At 73.7% G+C, this 18,109-nt stretch carries 14 protein-coding genes; 7 read left to right on the top strand and 7 right to left on the bottom strand.

Features of this window, described 5'->3' with window-relative positions:
- Positions 1-30: 30 nt before the first annotated feature.
- Positions 31-2,691 (bottom strand): cation-transporting P-type ATPase, encoded by a 2,661-nt coding sequence (locus AB0C17_RS13855; RefSeq protein WP_357382954.1) that lies wholly within the window; start codon positions 2,689-2,691, stop codon positions 31-33.
- 111 nt (positions 2,692-2,802) lie between these two features.
- On the opposite strand from AB0C17_RS13855, the gene AB0C17_RS13860 reads away from it, so the two are divergent.
- The 4 genes from AB0C17_RS13860 (at position 2,803) to AB0C17_RS13875 (ending at position 5,611) form a co-directional block, all read left to right on the top strand.
- Entirely contained in the window at positions 2,803-3,615 is an 813-nt protein-coding gene (locus AB0C17_RS13860; protein ID WP_357382952.1) for a hypothetical protein, read from the top strand.
- 44 nt (positions 3,616-3,659) lie between these two features.
- On the top strand, positions 3,660-3,848 hold the full coding sequence (locus tag AB0C17_RS13865) for a ribonuclease (protein WP_357382950.1): 189 nt from the start codon (positions 3,660-3,662) through the stop codon (positions 3,846-3,848).
- Between the two features lie 58 nt (positions 3,849-3,906).
- Entirely contained in the window at positions 3,907-4,356 is a 450-nt protein-coding gene (locus AB0C17_RS13870; RefSeq protein ID WP_357383222.1) for a hypothetical protein, read from the top strand.
- Between the two features lie 79 nt (positions 4,357-4,435).
- Entirely contained in the window at positions 4,436-5,611 is a 1,176-nt protein-coding gene (locus tag AB0C17_RS13875) for an MFS transporter (protein ID WP_357382948.1), read from the top strand.
- 20 nt (positions 5,612-5,631) lie between these two features.
- On the opposite strand, the gene AB0C17_RS13880 is transcribed toward AB0C17_RS13875, so the two are convergent.
- The 4 genes from AB0C17_RS13880 to AB0C17_RS13895 form a co-directional block, all read right to left on the bottom strand.
- Positions 5,632-7,848 carry a carbohydrate-binding module family 20 domain-containing protein gene (locus tag AB0C17_RS13880; RefSeq protein ID WP_357382946.1) on the bottom strand — a complete coding sequence of 739 codons (2,217 nt, stop codon included), beginning with the start codon at positions 7,846-7,848 and terminating at the stop codon, positions 5,632-5,634.
- A 364-nt stretch (positions 7,849-8,212) separates the two neighbouring features.
- Positions 8,213-10,489 carry a catalase/peroxidase HPI gene (gene katG / locus AB0C17_RS13885; protein WP_357382944.1) on the bottom strand — a complete coding sequence of 759 codons (2,277 nt, stop codon included), beginning with the start codon at positions 10,487-10,489 and terminating at the stop codon, positions 8,213-8,215.
- Between the two features lie 22 nt (positions 10,490-10,511).
- Positions 10,512-10,940, bottom strand: a complete 429-nt coding sequence (locus tag AB0C17_RS13890) for a Fur family transcriptional regulator (RefSeq protein ID WP_302907400.1) — start codon at positions 10,938-10,940, stop codon at positions 10,512-10,514.
- Between the two features lie 134 nt (positions 10,941-11,074).
- Positions 11,075-12,076, bottom strand: a complete 1,002-nt coding sequence (locus AB0C17_RS13895) for a glycoside hydrolase family 11 protein (RefSeq protein WP_357382941.1) — start codon at positions 12,074-12,076, stop codon at positions 11,075-11,077.
- A gap of 503 nt (positions 12,077-12,579) precedes the next feature.
- On the opposite strand from AB0C17_RS13895, the gene AB0C17_RS13900 reads away from it, so the two are divergent.
- Positions 12,580-14,160 (top strand): ricin-type beta-trefoil lectin domain protein, encoded by a 1,581-nt coding sequence (locus AB0C17_RS13900; protein ID WP_357382939.1) that lies wholly within the window; start codon positions 12,580-12,582, stop codon positions 14,158-14,160.
- Between the two features lie 30 nt (positions 14,161-14,190).
- Here the strand turns inward: AB0C17_RS13900 and AB0C17_RS13905 are convergent, their stop codons facing one another.
- Positions 14,191-14,670, bottom strand: coding sequence for a hypothetical protein (locus tag AB0C17_RS13905; protein ID WP_357382937.1), 480 nt, complete (start codon positions 14,668-14,670; stop codon positions 14,191-14,193).
- 109 nt (positions 14,671-14,779) lie between these two features.
- Between AB0C17_RS13905 and AB0C17_RS13910 the strand changes: the two genes are divergently transcribed.
- Positions 14,780-15,454, top strand: coding sequence for a 4'-phosphopantetheinyl transferase superfamily protein (locus tag AB0C17_RS13910; protein WP_357382935.1), 675 nt, complete (start codon positions 14,780-14,782; stop codon positions 15,452-15,454).
- A gap of 9 nt (positions 15,455-15,463) precedes the next feature.
- On the opposite strand, the gene AB0C17_RS13915 is transcribed toward AB0C17_RS13910, so the two are convergent.
- Positions 15,464-16,435 (bottom strand): PaaX family transcriptional regulator C-terminal domain-containing protein, encoded by a 972-nt coding sequence (locus AB0C17_RS13915; protein ID WP_357382933.1) that lies wholly within the window; start codon positions 16,433-16,435, stop codon positions 15,464-15,466.
- A gap of 238 nt (positions 16,436-16,673) precedes the next feature.
- On the opposite strand from AB0C17_RS13915, the gene AB0C17_RS13920 reads away from it, so the two are divergent.
- Entirely contained in the window at positions 16,674-18,041 is a 1,368-nt protein-coding gene (locus tag AB0C17_RS13920; protein WP_357478680.1) for a PHB depolymerase family esterase, read from the top strand.
- Positions 18,042-18,109 lie beyond the last annotated feature (68 nt).

An 18,109-nucleotide genomic window follows, 5' to 3' on the forward strand; every position in this document is an offset into this window, starting at 1 on the left:
GTCCTCCTTCACTCGTCCTCAGCCTGCCCGTCAGGCGGCCGGCCGGGCAGGGCCCGCGGTCCCGGCGTGGGGGTCGTTGGTCCCGCGAAAGCGGCGGGTCAGACGCAGCACCAGGCCGGGCAGCACACCGATCGCGGCGCAGGCGAGCAGGTCGAGCGCGCTCAGCGGGGACGTGCCGAGCAGCTCGCGCAGCGGCGGCAGCAGCACGCCCGCCACCTGGAGCACAGCGGAGATCGCGACGGCCACCGGCAGCGCGAGGTTGCGTTCGCGCGTGCCCGGGGTGCGGGTCGCGCGGACCGCCAGCGCGACGCCGAGCTGGGCCAGGCCGAGCACCACGAACACCACCGACTGCCACGGCCGGTCCGCCGCGGCGGCCCACACACCGGCGCCGAGCGTCGCCGCGGCGATCAGCGCGCCGGTGAGCAGCACGTCCCGGCCCAGGCCGCCGCCGAGGACCGACTCCTGCGGGGAGCGGGGTGGCCGGCGCAGCGTGCCCGGCTCGGCCGGTTCCGCGCCGAGCGCCACCCCGGGAACGCCGTGGGTGAGCAGGTTGATCCAGAGGATCTGCGCCGGCAGCAGCGGCACCGGCAGGCCGAACAGCGGACCGAGGAGCATCACCGCGATCTCGGCCACGCCACCGGCGAGCGCGTAGCGCAGGAACCGGCGGATGTTGTCGTAGATCCGGCGGCCCTCGCCGATGGCGGTCGCCACGGTGGTCAGGTCGTCGTCGACGAGCACCAGGTCGGATGCCTGCCGGGCCACCTCGGTGCCGCCGCCCATGGCCACTCCGATGTCGGCGCGGCGCAGCGCCGGGGCGTCGTTGACGCCGTCACCTGTCATCGCCACCACGTGGCCCTGGGTCTGGAGACCGGCGATGATGTCGAGCTTCTGCTCCGGCTGGGTCCGCGCGTACACCCGGGTCTCGGGGTGGGCGCGGCCCGGGTCGCCGTCGTCGCCGTTGGCGAGCGGGTCGCCGTCGCGCCAGAGCCCGAGCCGCCCGCCGATGGCGGCGGCGGTCGCCGGGTGGTCGCCGGTGATGAGGACCAGCCGGATGCCGGCCTCCTCGAAACCCGCGGCGATGCCGGGCGCCGCCGCGCGCAGCGGGTCGCCGACCGCGACCAGGCCCAGCGGGCGCAGGCCGGTCGGCCGGGCCGGGTCCGGCAGGGTGTCGGCCACCGCCGAGGCGACCGCGAGCACGCGCAGCCCTTCGGCGGCGAGCCGGTGCGCGGCGTCGGTCAGCTCGGCCAGTTCCCCGGCGTCGGCGTCCACCAGCGGCGCGGCCAGCAGGTTCTCCGGTGCGCCCTTGCAGACCATCAGGTAGCGCCCGTCGCTACGGCGGTGCACTGTGGTCATCCGGCGCAGGTCCTGGTCGAACGGGGCCTCCGCGACCCGGGGCCAGGCGTCGCGGGTGGTGTCCGGGTCCAGACCGCACCGGGCGCCGAACGTGACGAGCGCCGCCTCCAGCGGGTCACCGATGGCGGTCCACTCCGGCCGTTCGTCGGTGGGCGCGCTCACCGTGGCGTCGTTGCAGAGCAGCCCGGCGCGGGCGAGGGCGCGCAGCTCGTCGGGGGCACTCACCGGTTCGCCCCGGTGGTGCACCTCGCCGTCGGGCGCGTAGCCGGTGCCGGTGACGGCGTAGCGGTCGCGGCCGGGGACGACCGCGTACTGCACCGCCATCCGGCCTTCGGTGAGCGTGCCGGTCTTGTCGGAGGCGATCACCGTGACCGAGCCGAGGGTCTCCACCGCGTGCAGGCGGCGGGGGATGGCCCGGCTGCCGGCCATCCGGCGCGCGCCCAGGGCGAGCGCGAGCGTGACGACGGCGGGCAGCGATTCCGGTACGGCCGCCACCACGAGGCTGACCGCGGTGACCGCCATCTGCGTGACCGGCCGCCCGTCGAGCACGCCGATGGCGAAGACCAGCCCGGAGAGCAGCACGGCGGTCAGGCCGAGCACCCGGCCGAGCGAGGAGAGGCGTCGTTGCAGCGGGGTGGGCGCCGGCCGGGTCGCCGCGACCAGGGCGCTGATCCGGCCCAGTGCGCTCGCCGCGCCGGTACGTACCACGGTTCCGGTGGCACGGCCGGTGGTGACCACGGTGCCCGCGCTCGCCTCCTCCCCCGCGACCCGGGCCACCGGCACCGACTCGCCGGTCAGCGCCGACTCGTCCAGGCTGAGGCGTACCGCGTCGGTGAGGCCCAGGTCGGCGGGCACCACGTCGCCCGCCTCCAGCCGGACCAGGTCGCCGCGGACCAGGTCGGCGGCGGGCAGCACGAGGTCGCGGCCGTCGCGTACGACGCGCGCGGTCGGCGCGGCGAGCCGGTCCAGCGCCGCGACCGCCCGGTCGGCGCGTACCTCCTGCACCACGCCGATCGCCGTGTTGATCAGGACGACCAGGACGATCACCGCGGTGTCCGGGTAGTCGCGCAGCAGCGTGGTCACCACTGCGGCGGCCAGCAGGAGCGCCACCAGCGGGTCGGTGAGCTGGCGGAGGACCCGGCCGGCGAGGCCGCGCTTGCGCGGGGCGGCCACGGTGTTCGGCCCGTCGGCGCGCAGCCGGGCGGCCGCCTCGGCGGAGCCGAGCCCGGTCGCGGGGGCCGGAGAGATCTCGGTGGGCGTCGTCGCTGTAGCGGGCCCGCCGTTGATCACCACATCGTCCTCCATGTCGTCGCCGCCCGCGCCGGGCATTACCAGCATGCCGCGCGATTGTCCCCGGTTAGCAGGCCCGAGGGCCCGCCGGGCCCGGGACCAACGGCCCTGCGCGGTACGGGGCAGCGCGGCGCCCGGCTCGTCGGTAATGTCTGCGCGGTGAGCCGGACACTCAGCGCCACCGGGCCGAGACCTCACTCGGGTCACCGGTGGGTCCGCGGCGCGCTCGCGGTGCTTCTGCTCGCGTCGGTCGGCTGCGGGAAGGCGATCGGGGAGCAGAGCGGCGACACACTGGCGCGCGACGCCGCGGCGGTGGAGGCGAAGCAGCTCAACACGGAGTTGGGCCACCGTAACCGGGTGCGCGACGCGGGGTCGATCGCGGCGGCCGAGATCGTCCAGGAGACGGAGGACGCCACGTCGGGCGGCGGTGCGGCAGTCCGGCGGGAGGCGCTGGCCTGGTCCGGCCGCACCGCCGGGGACGAGCGGGCCACCGTCGACGTGCGGTTCGTGGTGACGGTGCCCGAGCAGCCGGCGGTGTCGATCGGCGGCGCGAGCAACACCGCCGGTGAGGCCGTCCGCTGCTACCGCTACGAGTTCCAGCTCTACCGCTACACGACGTACCACGAGATCGGCTGCCCGAGCGGCGCTGCTCCCCCGCCGCCCACTGCCGCGCCGGTGCCGCGCCTGCCCGAGGACGGGCGGAAGCGGCTGACAGCGGTGCTGCGCGACGCCACCCCCGCCACGCTCGCCGCAGCGGTGCGGGCGGCCTTCCCGCAGGAGTGGATCACGGTCGACACGACTGTGCACGAGGGCGCGCTCGTCGCCGCCGTCGGCGTACCGGCCGAACGGGACTGCCTGCTGCTCGTCCGCACGCCCGCCGGGAAGATCGACTCTCCCGGGTACGACCGGATCTGGCTGGAACCGGGCGAGACCGGCTGCAAGACGGGCCTGTACGTCTCACCGCCGCGCTGAGCACGTGCCGGTTTGCCGCGCGACGGCCGGGGCACCTGACGGGCATGACGGATCCGGAGCAGTCCCAGCGGCAGCAGGAGGGCGCGCTCGAGCGCGGGCAGGTGTTCCAGGACGCGGAGGGGCGGCGCACCCGGGATCCGGGCGCCGGGGCGGAGAACGCCGAGAGCGAGGCCGACCGCAACGCCGAGCACCTGGCACGCGGCGAGGTCGGCCCGGGCGTCCCGGAGGACTGACACCCCGACCCGGATGTCAATGTAGCGTTGACGGGTGACCCTGGGGAGCCTGTCCGAGATGGCCGCGGCCCGGGTCGCGCTGGACGACCGCGAGCTGGACCTGATCGACCGGGCCCGCCACGACGGCGCCACCTGGGCCGAGATCGCGCAGGCGCTGGGCCTGGCCAGCCGGCAGGCCGCCGAGCAGCGCCGGCAACGCCTCGTGGCGGCCCGCCGTGCCCGGCTGAGCCGGCTCGACCCGGCCGGCTCCCCCGATCTGCCCGCGCTCCGGGCAGGCGTCACCGACCTGCACCGCTGGATCGACGCGGACCGTGCGTGGGACGGCCGCTTCCCCCGCGCGGCACTGACCCGCCGCACCTGCGCGCTCGCGCTCGACGCCGCCGCCGGGCCACTGCACACGCTGGCCGCACACCTCGCCGACGACCTGGCCGGCGCCGGGCAGCGGCTGCCCGGCCCGGCACGCGACGCGGCCCGGCGCATCACCACCGCACTGTCAACCTTTCGTTGACATGCGATCGACACATTGCCTCGTCATGGCTCAACTCGGAAGGATGTGAGTCCATCGGACTCAACCTTTCGGGGGATCCATGCGTCGCAACGCCGTCCTGTTCGTGGCCGTCTCACTGCTGTCCGGCCTCGGCGGCAGCGCCATGGCGCTGGTCTCCGGCATCTGGATCCTGGACCTCACCGGTTCCACCGGGCTCGCCGCCCTGGCCGGTCTCTGCGTCTACGCCCCGACACTGGCCGGACCGTGGCTCGGCGGCCTGCTCGACCGGGCGCCCCGGCGCCCCCTGGTGATCGGCGTCGACCTCGCGCTGGCCGCCGCGCTGCTGAGCCTGCTGGCGGTCCGCGGGCCCGGCCAGGCGTGGCTGATCTACGCCGTCTCGCTCGCCTACGGCGTCGGCTACGTGCTCGTCGACGCCGGCGAGACCGCGCTGCTGCCCGCCGCGCTCCCGCCGGCCCGGCTGGCCGACGTCAACGGCTGGCGGTCGAGCGCGCAGGAGGGCATGAAGCTGGTGGCGCCGCTGGCCGGGGCGGGTCTGTACGCGTGGCAGGGCGGGCACGTCGTCGCGGTGCTCGCCGCCGTCGTACCGGTGCTCGTGGCCGCCCTGTACGGCGCGTTACGCCTGACGCGGACGGCACCCGTTCCCCCGCCCGCGCGCCCGGTGGGAGTGCGGGACGGGCTCGCCGCGCTCCTGGCCCGGCGGGCGGTACGCGTGCCGGTGGCGCTCGCGGCGGTGTCCATCGCGATGTCCGGTTTCACCACCGCGGCGCTGTACGACGTGGTGGTGACGGACCTGGCGCTGCCGGCGACCTTTCTCGGCGCGCTGGCGAGCGCGCAGGGCGGGGGCTCGCTGCTCGCCGGGCTGGTCGTCGGCCGGCTCGTCCGCCGCCACGGCGAGATCACGGTCGGGGTCGCCGGCGCCGTCCTGTTCGCCGCCGGCTGCCTGGGACGCTGCCTGCCGTGGTGGCCGGGCACGCTCACCGCCTCGGTGGTGATCGGCGTCGGTCTGCCGTGGACGCTCGTCGCGGCGGTCACCGCCGTGCAGACGTACACGCCGCAGGCGATGCTCGGGCGGGTCGCCGCAAGCGCGAACACGGCGATGTTCGGCCCGATCACACTCGCCATCCCGCTCGGGTCGGCGGCGGTCGCCGTCGGCGGCCGGCCGCCACTGGTGCTCGCCGCAGTGGTGTGCCTGGCCGCGGCGCTGGTCGTTCGCGGCCGCCTGACCGCGCGGATGCGGCCCGTCCCCCAGGGGTGAGGGGACGGGCCGCACGATCGTCAGCGCCAGGTGTCGCTGACGGCCCGGGTGCCGCCGGCCGGCGTGGTGAGCGTCCGGTTCGCGCCGGACTCCCAGGTCACCGTGCCGTCCGGGTTCTTCTTGACGTACTTGTACTCGACCGCGGTGTTGGCGGGCAGGTCGACGGTGGCCCGCCACACGGGGTAGGCGGCCGACGAGAGCGCGACCGCGCTGGCCGGGTTCCAGCCGCCGAGCGCCGGGATGTTGCCGACCACGAACACGTTCTGCCCGTAGACGGTGGTCGCGGTGACGGCGAACGTGGTGGCGACAGCCGTGCTGACGGTGTCGCCGCGGAACGTCTCGCTCACCGCGGCCGTGCCGCCGGCCGGCGTGGTGAGCGTCCGGTTCGCGCCGGACTCCCAGGTGGCGGCACCGGAGGCGGTCAGCTTGACGAACTTGTACTCCAGCGCGGTGGACCGGGGCAGGTCGACGGTGGCGCGGTAGGTGCCGCCGCCCTGCGCGGTGAGCTTGACGCCGCGCGCGGGCGTCCACGAGCCCAGCTCGGGGATGCCGCCGACGACGTACACGTCCTGGCCGGCGGCCAGGTTCGCGGTGACGGTGAACGTGGTGGCGATCCGGTCACTCGGGCTGACCGTGGGGGACGCGGTCGGCGAGGCCGTCGGCGACGCGGTCGGAGAAGTGGTCGGGGAGGCCGTCGGGGACGGGTTCGCGCCCGGCCGGGCGTTCACGTGGATCGCGACCGCGTCGTTGGCCGGGATCGTCACCGTCGCCCGGCCGCCGGAGACGGTCACCGTGGAGCCGGTGCAGCCGCTGCCGGTGGCGACGCCGGAGATGACGTCGCAGTACCGGCCGTCGGCGAGCTCGGTGACGAAGGTGGCGGTGGTGGCGGAGCCGGAGTCGTTGATGCCGATCCACGCCCGGTCGCCCCGGTGGAAGCCGATCACGTTGCTGCTCACAGTGGTGAAGTCCGAGACGGTCTTCACCTGGCGGGCGGTGTTGGCCCAGCCCACCATGCCCTTGACGCCGGTGCTGCGGCTCAGGCAGGTCCAGGCGGTGCCGCAGACCGTGTCGGTGACCCGTCCGGTGCCGTCGTGCGGCGGGGACTGGTTGCGGTTGGACCAGGTGAAGCTGTCGTAGACCGACGGCTTGCCGTGCGGATAGGCAAGCGCGAAGTAGTTGGCCAGCACGTAGTCGGTGCCGTTCTTGTACGACAGCACCACGCCGTCGCGCTCCAGGTCATGGTTGGTGACCATGGCGAAGACGTTCGCGCCGGGCGCGTCGAGGTTCCAGCTCGGCACGTTCGCCAGCGCCGAGACGGAGCCCTGGAACGCCGAGCGGATGCCCTTGGCGTACGCGAAGTCGAGCACGTCGCCGTTGCCGATGTACGCGCGGGCCTGCAACGCCGGGTTGCTCGCCCCGTCGAAGATCTCCTGCGCGACGTACGGACGCCGGCCCTCGGCGGCCGTGTTGTTCAGCTTGCCGAGGATGGCCGCGAAGTCGTCCTTGCGGATGTGCTTGACCGCGTCGACCCGGAAGCCGTCGACGCCGAGCCCGATCAGGTCGTTGAGGTAGCCGGCGATCTTGTTGCGGACCGCTTCCTTCTCGGTGTACAGGTCGGACAGCGACAGCAGCTCGCAGCTCGTGACCTGGGCCTCGTTGTTCCAGTCGCTGATCGCGCCGCCGGTCGGGCAGTTGTCACCGGGGCGGTGGAAGTCGCCGGCGCCGTACGGCACGGCCGGGTAGCTGTAGCCGGAGAACTCGGTGCCGGCGTAGCCGCGCGTACCGGCCGGGTTGTTGGTGCCGGCCATGTGGTTGACCACCGCGTCGACGTAGACGCGGACACCCGCGTTGTGGCACGCGGTGACCATGGCGGCGAACTGCTGGCGGTTGCCGAACCGGCTGTCCAGCTTGTACGACACCGGCTGGTACACCTCGTACCAGGGGTACGCGCCGTCGGCGCTGGCCGGCAGCTTCACCGACTCCTGCGGCGGCGCCACCTGCACCGCGCCGTAGCCGGCCGGTCCGAGGTGGTCGGTGCAGGCGGCGGCGACCGAGGTCCAGTTCCATTCCCAGAGGTTGGCGGTCACCTCGCTGTCGTTGAGGACGACGGCTGCGCGGGCGGGGGTCGGGGTGGTGGTGGCAGCGGCGACGGCGACAGTGCCGCCGGCCGCGACGAGCGCGGCGGCGAGCAGCAGGCGACCGGCGCGGCCACGGGGGTGTGGCCTGGCGGATGGCATGGTCGGGGGACCTCTTCCGTGGGGTCGAAAGGGTGAGCGGGGGGTGGGGCGGCCGTCCCGGGTAGCGAACACCATGCGCCATCCATGAAAGTCTTTGCAAGAGCTTGCGGCAAAGCTTTCGAAACCAGCAGGCAACACGAATGGGGCCGGATTTACGTTCACCAGCGGCGATCCACGCTGGACAGCGCGGCCGGACATCGGAGGAGCTTCCCGATGCGCGGGAGGGGTTGGCTCACTTCGCGGGACGACCGCAACTTCCGAACAGATTTTCCAGCGTTTGCGGGGCGCCCGACACCCCGCCGGACACGGACGAGCCCCGGCCCGTCGCGGCGCGACGGGCCGGGGCTCGCTCAGATGTGGCGGATCAGGCCAGGTCGAAGCGGTCCAGCTCCATGACCTTCGTCCAGGCGGCGACGAAGTCGCGGACGAACTTCTCCCGCGCGTCGTCGCTGGCGTAGACCTCGGCGAGCGCCCGCAGCTGCGAGTTGGAGCCGAAGATGAGGTCGACAGCGGTGGCGGTCCACTTCACCTGGTCGGTCGCCAGGTCCCGGATCTCGTACACGTGCTCCTCGGACTCCGCGGCCTTCCACCGGGTGCCCGGGGACAGCAGGTTGACGAAGAAGTCGTTCGTGAGCACTCCGGGCCGGTCGGTGAGCACGCCGTGCGCGGCGCCACCGACGTTGTTGCCGAGCGCGCGCAGGCCGCCGACCAGGACGGTCATCTCCGGCGCGGTCAGGTTCAGCATGTACGCGCGGTCGATGAGCAGCACCTCCGGCTGGGTCTTCTCGCCCGGCCGCAGGTAGTTGCGGAACCCGTCGGCGCGCGGCTCCATCACCCGGAACGACTCGACGTCGGTCTGCTCCTGCGTGGCGTCGGTGCGGCCCGGGTGGAACGGCACCGTCACCTCGACACCGGCGTCGCGCGCCGCCTGCTCGACAGCGGCCGAACCGGCCAGCACGATCAGGTCCGCGAGCGAGATCCGGGCGCCACCGGCGGCGTTGAACTCCTGCTGGATGCCCTCCAGGGTGGACAGCACGGTGGCGAGCTGCTCGGGCTGGTTGACCTCCCAGTTGCGCTGCGGCTCGAGCCGGATCCGCGCGCCGTTGGCGCCACCGCGCTTGTCGGTGGAGCGGTAGCTGGCGGCCGACGCCCAGGCGGTGGAGACCAGCTGGGCGGTGGTGAGGCCGGACTCCAGCACCTTTGCCTTGAGCGCGGCGACGTCGGCGTCGTTCACCAGCTCGTGCTCGACAGCCGGCACCGGGTCCTGCCAGAGCTGGGCCTCCGGCACCCACGGGCCGAGGAAACGGCTGACCGGGCCCATGTCACGGTGCAGCAGCTTGTACCAGGCCTTGGCGAACGCCAGCGCGAACTCGTCCGGGTTCTCCAGGAAGCGGCGGGAGATCTTCTCGTACGCCGGGTCGACGCGCAGCGACAGGTCAGTCGTCAGCATGGTCGGCTTGTGCTTCTTGGACGGGTCGTGGGCGTCCGGGATGATCGCCTCGGCGTCCTTGGCGACCCACTGCTTCGCGCCGCCGGGGCTGGTGGTCAGCTCCCACTCGTAGCCGAAGAGGATCTCGAAGAACCGGTTGCTCCACTCGGTCGGGCGGTCGGTCCAGGTCACCTCGAGACCGCTGGTGATCGTGTCGCCGCCCTTGCCCTCGCCGTACGTGCTCAGCCAGCCGAGGCCCTGGGCCTCCAGCGGCGCGGCCTCCGGCTCGGGGCCGACGTGCCGGTCGGCGGGGCCGGCGCCGTGGGTCTTGCCGAAGGTGTGGCCACCGGCGATCAGCGCGACGGTCTCCTCGTCGTTCATCGCCATCCGGCGGAACGTCTCGCGGATGAAGTGCGCCGCCGCCAGCGGGTCGGCGTTGCCGCGCGGGCCCTCGGGGTTGACGTAGATCAGACCCATCTCGGTCGCGCCGACGCCGGCCACCATCTCCTTCTCGGAGGAGTAGCGCTCGTCGCCCAGCCAGGCGTCCTCGGGGCCCCAGAAGATCTCCTCCGGCTCCCAGACGTCCTCACGGCCGAAGCCGAAGCCGAAGGTCTTGAAGCCCATCGCCTCTAGCGACACGTTGCCGGCGAGCACCAGCAGGTCGGCCCAGGAGATCTTCTGGCCGTACTTCTGCTTGACCGGCCAGAGCAGGCGGCGGGCCTTGTCCAGGTTGGCGTTGTCCGGCCAGCTGTTCAGCGGAGCGAACCGCTGCCCGCCGTCGCCGGCGCCACCGCGGCCGTCCTCGATCCGGTAGGTGCCGGCGGCGTGCCAGCTCATCCGGATCATCAGGCCGCCGTAGTGGCCGAAGTCGGCCGGCCACCAGTCCTGCGAGGTGGTGAGCACCTCGGTGATGTCCCGCTTGAGCGCCTCGACGTCGAGCTTGGCGAACTCCCTGGCGTAGCTGAACTCCGGCCCCAGCGGGTTGCCCTTGTCCGCGTGGGCGTGCAGCACCGACAGGTCGAGCTGGTTGGGCCACCAGTCGCGGTTGCTACGCGGACGACCGCCGGTCTTCGGGGTCGGCGAGTCGATCGCCGGGTTCTCGCTCTCGCTGCCGTGCGCGGTCACGGAGTCGTGCGCGACCGGGCAGCCGGCCGCCTCCTTGGCGTCCACGCCCTGCGGGCTGACGGGCCGGTTGTCCTGGGTGTCGCTCATCTGCTTCCTTCCGAACTGCGGATCACTGGGCGGTGCGGTCGGCCGCGCAGCCGGGGCAGGTGCCCCAGTAGACGACCTCCGCCTCGTCCACCACGAAGCCGTGGTCGTCGGAGGCGGTGAGACAGGGGGCGCGGCCGACGGCGCACTCGACGTCGGCGATGGCGCCGCAGGAACGGCACACGACGTGGTGGTGGTTGTCTCCCACCCGCGATTCGTAGCGCGCCGTGGCGCCGGCCGGCTGGATGCGCCGGATCAGCCCGGCATCGGTGAGTGCCCGCAGCACATCGTAAACCGCCTGGTGGGAGACGGTGGGCTGCTCGGCGCGGACCAGTGCGATCACGGTGTCGGTGTCGACGTGCGGGTGGTCACGCAGCGCGGCCAGCACCGCCAGGCGGGGCCGGGTCACCCGCAACGAGACCGCCCGGAGCTGCGTCTCGAAGTCGGCCGTCATACGACGACCTTAGTCCGGTCTTTTGGAATGAATCAAGTTTTTGCCGAGGTGTGTCGGCTGTCACATGACCGCGCTTCGGGCACGCGAAACGGGGGTGCCGCGCCAGGCGCGGCACCCCCTCCCCGGAAGAAGGTTCAGGCGGCGGAGCAGCTCGCCGTCGGCGTGTTGCTGTTGCCGTTCTTGTAGAGCGTGATGCCGAAGTTGTTGCCGTTGCCGTTCGGGCGCGCGGTGAGCGTGCCGCTGGTGCCGCTGACCGACGCGTTCCAGCTGTTCTGCAGGCTCTGGCCACCCTGGGTCTGGATGTTGACCACCCAGTTGCTGGTGCCGCTGACCGAGAAGGTCACGTTGAACCGGTCGCCCCACTCCTCGGCCCGGCTGACGCTGACCGTGCAGCCACCGTTGTTCGGCGGCGGGGTGGTCGGGTTGCCACCGCTGGTCCCGCCGATCGTGATGTTGGAGTTGCCGCTGCTCTGGTAGCCCTCGGTGGCCAGGATCTGGTAGTCGTGCGTACCGAGGTTCATGCCGTAGCGGGACCAGGCGTCGAAGTGGTTGCCGGCGGTGATGGTGCCGCCCACGCGCTTCGACTGCCGGACGCTCCAGTACTGGTAGAACGTCCGGGTGCCCTCGATCGACGGGGCGTTGACCCGCTGGGTCCGGTAGATGTCGTACGTGCCGCCGTCGGAGGACACCGAGCCCATGTAGCCGCTGCCCGGCGGGCGCCAGCTACCCCAGCTGTCGACGATGTAGTACTCGACCAGCGGGTTGCGCGTCCACCCGTAGAGCGTCAGGTACGCGTTGCCGGACGGGTTGAAGCTGCCGGAGTAGCTGACCGTGCGGCGCGAGCCCGGGTTCCAGCCCTTGCCGGCGACGAAGTTGTTGATATTGCTCCACTGGGTGCTGTACTGACCGCCGTTGCCCATGGTCATGGAGACGTTGCCACTGTCTTTCCAGAAGGAATAGAAGTAGCCGTTGTTGGTGCCTGTCGAGTTCGACGTGACGGTGGTGTCGGCGTAGGCCGGACCCGACGTGACCGCCGTCGCCCCGGCGGCGATCAGCGCCACGGCGCAGGCGCCGCCGAGGACCATCCTGAGGCGTCCGCGCCTGCGGATGCCCGTACGGACGGGGGCGTCTTTCATGGACGGGTTTCCTCCCTGTGACGGCTGGCGGGCGGCCAGCCGGGTGGCGCGAGCCGCGTGCGCTCGCCCGCCCGCGGACGGCGGGACCGGGGCGACAGCCGCGCCACGGCGGTGGTGGGACATCGACGTCAATCGAGATACGCCGATGGCCACAGTATTGGAGCCCTGGTTCATCCTGTCAACAAGTTCCGGAAATGTTGTGGTAACCGCAGCCCGGGCCCTGAACGGGCGTTACGGCAGCCGGAAAGGGCGTCCGATCAGCGCCTACGGAGGGGGCAGCGGGCCGCCAACCGGGGGCGAACCGGTGTCGGTTTCCGAAACTTTCGGATCCGTTCCGGATCACCGTCGCCGCACCCGGGCCGCCCCGTCGGAGTGTCCACATTGACGGCCCCGCCGGCCGGTCGGTTCAATGGCGGCCGGATCGGAGCCGGACCGATTCCGGCCGGGTGAACCGAGGACGTCGCACACCCGTCCGGCGTACGCCATCACCGGAAGGACCGCCTGTGACCCCCGATGCCCCCGGCCCGCGCTCCCGGCCGCGCCGGATCCCGCGCGGCGTCGTCGCCGCCGGAGCCGCCGGCCTGGCGGCGCTGAGCCTGGTGGTCGCCGCCCTCGGCTGGAACGTCGCCACCGCCCGCGACGACGCGCCGGCCGGCCGGACCGTCACCGCCGAGCAGCTCACCGCCATCCGGGCCGCGAGCCGGTCCTGCCCCGTGCTGACCCCGGCGCGGCTGGCCGGCCAGTTGATGGCCGAGTCGGGTCTGGACGGACGGGCCGAGCGGACCGCGTCCGGCGGGCGGGGCCTGGCCGGACTGGACGACGAGCGGTGGCGGGCCTGGGCACCGTGGCCGGACGCGCAGCGCACGGACGCCGGCGCCAACGTCCTCGCGCTGGCGCACCACATGTGCGACCTGACCGGGCAGCTGCGCGCGGCGGCCGTGCCCGGCGACCCGTGGCGGCTGTCGCTGGCCGCCTTCCACACCGGCTTCGACGAGGTCCGGTCCGCCGCCGGGGTGCCGGCGGCGGCGACCGGGTACGTCGACGAGGCGACCCGGTACGCCGCGCACTACGGCCGGCTGGCCGGCTTCACCGAGTCCGGTCCGGCGGGCGAGGGCGATCGGCGGCAGCCGAAGGCGGTCCCCGCCGCGTACGTCCGCCTGGTGGTGCGGGCCGGCTCGGTGTGCCCGCAGGTGCCGCCGGCCGCGGTCGCCGCCCAGCTGATGGCCTCCTCCGGCTTCGACCCGAACCTGCTCGGCGACGACGGCCGCAAGGGCATCGCCCAGTTCCGGCCCGACGTGTGGCGTGCCCACGGGCCGGCCGGCGCCTCGCCGTGGGATCCGCAGGCGGCCGTGCCGGCGGCCGGCGCCACGCTCTGCGCGCTGCGCCGGGAACTGGCCGCGCTCGACGGCGACCCGGACCTGCTGGCGCTGGCGGCGTACCGCAACGGGACCGACGCCGTGCGCCACACCGGTGGCGACTTCGACGCCGGCACGCAGGCGTTCCTGCGCACGGTCCGGGAGTTCACCGACTTCTACGCCCTCGACGGCCGGCTGCGCGGCACGACGCCGGGCTCCGCCACGCCCACTCCTGGCACGCGTACGCCGAAGCCGTCGTCGTCCCCGTCCACGCGCCCCTCCACGCCGTCACCGGCGGCGGGCCGTCCGGACGAGCCGGAGAAGCCGGCCGCACCGGCCCGCCCGGCCGGGGCGAAGCAACTCGTCGGCAAGGAGACCGGCCTGTGCGCCAGCGGCGGCAGCGGAGACGGCGTACGCGTCGTGCTGCGGCAGTGCCGGGAGGAGCGCCTGCAGTGGTGGACGTTCGCGTCCGACGGCAGCGTCCGGGTCGACGGCGGCCTCTGCCTGGACGTGGCCTGGGGCGAGAAGCGCGACGGCGTGCCGGTGCAGACCGCGTGGTGCAGCGGCAACCCGGCCCAGAAGTGGGAGTGGATCGAGAGTCAGGGGCGGCGTTCGCTGTTCAACCGGGCGACCGACCGCTGCCTGGACGTCGACGGGCACGCCGCGGGCGCCCCGCTGAACGCCTGGACCTGCGTGTTCAACGTGAAGCAGACCTGGTCGCTGCGCTAGCGGTGCGGCCGGGCCGCCAGCCGGACCGGATCAGGGGGTCGTGGCCAGGAAAACCCCGAACACCCCGCAGCAGACCAGGCCGACGACGGCCAGCGTGACCAGCAGGAAGCTGTAGTTGGACCACAGGCCGAACCGGGTGACGTCGGTGCCGTACCCGTCGTAGACCCGGTTGCGCCACCCGCCGAAGCGGAACGAGAGGTGGTGCGCCGCCCCCGGCTGGACCGCGAGCGCCGTGGTGATGAGCGGGACACCCATGAAGTCGGTGTACCGGACGTCGTGCGACCCGGCCGGGACCGCCACGTGCCACGTCCCCTCGCCGGGAATCGCGACCAGCTGCCGGTCGATCTTGAAGCGGCTGGTCACCGGCGCGGGGATCATGTACGGCCCGCGGTTCACCGAGACGACGAGCACGCCGCAGCCGGGCGGCGGGGCGATCGGGTGCGGGTAGGCGATCAGCGGGCTGACGCCGCCGGGCATCGGCGGGTACGGCTGCGAGGGGAGGTAGGACACGGCCAGATTCTGGCACGGCCCCGCCAACCGTCGATCTTCGCCTGACGGCCCGTGGCACCGGGCGCGCGGGCGCGGTGCCGGCGTGACGGGCGCGGTTACGCTGCCGTCCATGCGGGACGTCGTCCGGGTCTGGATCGTCGCCGTCGCGGTGCCGGCGGACGAGCTGGCCCGCTACCGGGCGGTGCTCGACGCGGACGAGCGGCGCCGGGCCGCGCGGCTGGACACCGAGGCGCTGCGGCACCGGTTCACCGTCGCGCACGGCGCGCTGCGTCTCCTGGCCGGGCGGGCCACCGGCGCGGCACCGGCGACGCTGGCCTGGCGGCCGGGCCGGTACGGCAAACCGGCGCTGACCGGGCCGTGGGACGGCCTGCACACGAGCCTGTCGTACTCCGGCGATCTCGTGGCGGTCGCGTTGAGCGAGGGCCGGCCGGTGGGGGTGGACATCCAGCACGTCGCGCCGGGCGGGGATCCGGTGTCCGCGTCCCTGCGTCTCTTCCATCCGCAGGAGGCACGGCACGTCGCCGCCGGGGCCGACCACGCCGACCGGGCGCTGCGGTTCACCCGGCTGTGGGCCCGCAAGGAGGCGGCCGTCAAGGCGGCCGGGGGCCGGCTGTGGCCCAATCTCGGCATGCCGGTGCACCGGGGCGACGTGGTCGAGTGCGTCGAGCCGGCCGGCCCGCACCGGCTCGCCGACCTGCCCGCGCCCGCCGGGGTCGCGGTGGCTGTGGCGCTGGCCGGCGACGGGCCGTACGCCGTCGAGCGCCACTGCGGCGCCGGCGGGTGACGGTCGCGGTCAGCCCGCGGTGGCGCCGCACCCGTCCTCGCCGACACCGGCGAGCATGTCGGTGGTGGTGTGCGCCCGGATGCCGGGCGGCACCGGGTCGGCGAACCGCGCGACGACCGCGCGGACGTGGGTCTCGGCGGGCTCGGCCAGGCCGTCGTAGACGGCCACGAACACGTCCCGGGCCGCCCGGCGCGGCCACCCGGCCGGGAGCAGTTCCAGCGGCAGCCGCGGGTCGAGGGTGGGAAACCGCCGGTACGTGTCCATCACCTCGGTCCGCGCCCGCACGGCGGTGGCGCCGTCGACTGTGGCCAGACGTGACACCAGCGGGCTCCACCGGCGCAGGAACGCCTCGTACCGTCCGCTTATCGCGTCGACGTCCCAGGCGTCGACTGGGGCACGCTGGCCGATCGTGTCCAGCGCGTCCTGCCGACCCCGGAACACGGTGACCGCGCCGAGGGCGAGCTGGGCGAGCCGGGCCCGCGCGGGCGCGGCGAGCTCGTACGGCGAGATCCACAGCCCGTCGTAGAGCGGCGCGAAACCGAGCCAGCGCAACTGGCCGCGCAGCGCCCGGCGCTGCGCGCCGTGGTCCTGCGGCAGCGAGAAGGCGACGATGGTCCAGCAGCCGTCCCACGCCTGCACGTCGGTCGTGGAGGCGATGATCCAGTTCCCGCCGGCGGACAGGTACTCGGCGGCGGAGCGGCTGAGCCGGTAGAAGCTGTTGCGGCCCTGCCGGCTGCCCTCCAGGACACCGCGGCGGGCCAGCCGGCTGATCGCGGTACGGGCGCCGGCGCTCGTCACGCCGGCCTCGCCGAGCAGGGCGACGATCGCCGCGGACGGCAGGGCGGCCCGGGTTCGCAGCGTGTAGTCGGCGAGCAGGGTCACCGCGACGCTCTGCGGCGACGTGCCCGCCTGCCGCCGGGGCAGCCGCGCCGCGGGCCCCTCGTCCGGGTAGATCTCCTCGATGTCGAACGGGTCTGCCACGCGCGCTCCGGGCTCGGCTCAGGGACGGTGCACCGACTGTAGACGAACGCCGCCGCAGCTCATCGGAGTGCATCGATTGACACTTCAGCGTCCGGCGGGAACACTATGTGCCACACGACGGAGCCGGGCCGGGCGAGACACGTCAGTGGGCGAGACGCGGCAACCGCGGCGGTCCGGGCCGCCGACGCGGCGCGTACCCGCCCGTCACCGCCCGCACAGGGCGATCGAAGGAGATTCCGTGAGAATCAGAGCCAAGATGGTGGTGGCCCTGGCCGCGTCGCTGGCGGCGGCCGGCCTGGTGCTCCCCACCGTCCAACCCGCGTACGCGGCGTCGCTGGCCGAGGTGACCAGCTTCGGCGACAACCCCGGCCGGATGCGCATGCACGTCTACGTGCCGGACAACCGCCCGACCCGGCCGGCCACAGTGGTGGCCATGCACGGCTGCGGCGGATCCGGCCCCGGCTTCTACTCCGGCAGCGAGTTCGCCGGCCTGGCCGACCGGTACGGGTTCATCGTCATCTACCCCAGCGCCACCCAGCAGGCCGGCTTCGGCAACTGCTTCGACACCTGGTCCGACGCGGCCAAGCGCCGCGGCGGCGGCAGCGACCCGGTGTCGATCATCTCGATGATCCGCTACGTCCAGCAGCAGTACGGCGCGGACCCGAACCGGGTCTACGCCACCGGAAGCTCGTCCGGCGGCATGATGACCAACCACATGCTGGCGCTCTACCCGGACGTCTTCAAGGCCGGCGCGGCGTTCATGGGCGTGCCGTTCAACTGCTTCGCCGGCGCCGCCGACTATCCCCCCGGCTCCAGCCAGTGCACCGGCGGGAACATGAACCGCACCCCGCAGCAGTGGGGTGACGCGGTCCGCCAGGCGTACCCCGGCTACACCGGGCCCCGTCCCCGGGTGCAGTTGTGGCACGGCACCAACGACACGCTGGTGCCGTACTCGCTGCTCCAGGAGACGATCGAGCAGTGGACGAACGTGTTCGGGCTCAGCCAGACGCCCACGTCCACCGACACACCGCAGTCCGGCTGGAACCGGCGCCGCTACGCGGACAGCACCGGCACGGTCCAGGTCGAGGCGTACAGCATCCAGGGCGCCGGGCACAGCCTGCCGTCCGCCGGCATGGCCGCTGCCGCCGTGGCGTTCTTCGGCCTGACCACCACGCCCGGCCCGACCACGCCCCCGCCCGGCCCCACCACGCCCCCGCCCGGACCGACCACTCCCCCGCCGGGCCCGACCACCCCGCCGCCGGGTCCGACCACGCCCCCGCCCGGCACCGGCGCCTGCTCGGTGAGCATCGAGCTGAACGCCTGGAACAACGGGCTGACCGAGAACATCACCATCACCAACACCGGCTCGACCACGGTGAACGGCTGGTCGCTGACGTTCACGCTGCCCGGCGGCCAGACCATCACCTCGGGCTGGAACGCGTCCTACTCCCCCTCCTCGGGTCAGGTGACCGCGCGCAACGTCGGGTACAACGCGGTCATCCCGGCTCGCGGCTCGACCAGCATCGGGTTCCAGGCCACGCACACCGGCAACACCGGCCGGCCCGGCTCGTTCAGCCTCAACGGCGCGCCCTGCACGCTCGCCTGACCGGCGCTCCACACTCCGGCGTTCTTCCCACGGCGCCGGGGACGGCCCCGCGACCCGAGAGGTCGCGG

The organism is Micromonospora sp. NPDC048887 (assembly GCF_040649715.1).
Lineage (GTDB): Bacteria > Actinomycetota > Actinomycetes > Mycobacteriales > Micromonosporaceae > Micromonospora.

Coding starts and splice junctions, on each gene's coding strand:
- AB0C17_RS13910 (WP_357382935.1), top strand. CDS start 14,780: ATGCGGGACGTCGTCCGGGTCTGGATCGTCGCCGTCGCGGTGCCGGCG.
- AB0C17_RS13865 (WP_357382950.1), top strand. CDS start 3,660: ATGACGGATCCGGAGCAGTCCCAGCGGCAGCAGGAGGGCGCGCTCGAG.
- AB0C17_RS13895 (WP_357382941.1), bottom strand. CDS start 12,076: ATGAAAGACGCCCCCGTCCGTACGGGCATCCGCAGGCGCGGACGCCTC.
- AB0C17_RS13870 (WP_357383222.1), top strand. CDS start 3,907: ATGGCCGCGGCCCGGGTCGCGCTGGACGACCGCGAGCTGGACCTGATC.
- AB0C17_RS13875 (WP_357382948.1), top strand. CDS start 4,436: ATGCGTCGCAACGCCGTCCTGTTCGTGGCCGTCTCACTGCTGTCCGGC.
- AB0C17_RS13890 (WP_302907400.1), bottom strand. CDS start 10,940: ATGACGGCCGACTTCGAGACGCAGCTCCGGGCGGTCTCGTTGCGGGTG.
- AB0C17_RS13880 (WP_357382946.1), bottom strand. CDS start 7,848: ATGCCATCCGCCAGGCCACACCCCCGTGGCCGCGCCGGTCGCCTGCTG.
- AB0C17_RS13855 (WP_357382954.1), bottom strand. CDS start 2,691: ATGCTGGTAATGCCCGGCGCGGGCGGCGACGACATGGAGGACGATGTG.
- katG (WP_357382944.1), bottom strand. CDS start 10,489: ATGAGCGACACCCAGGACAACCGGCCCGTCAGCCCGCAGGGCGTGGAC.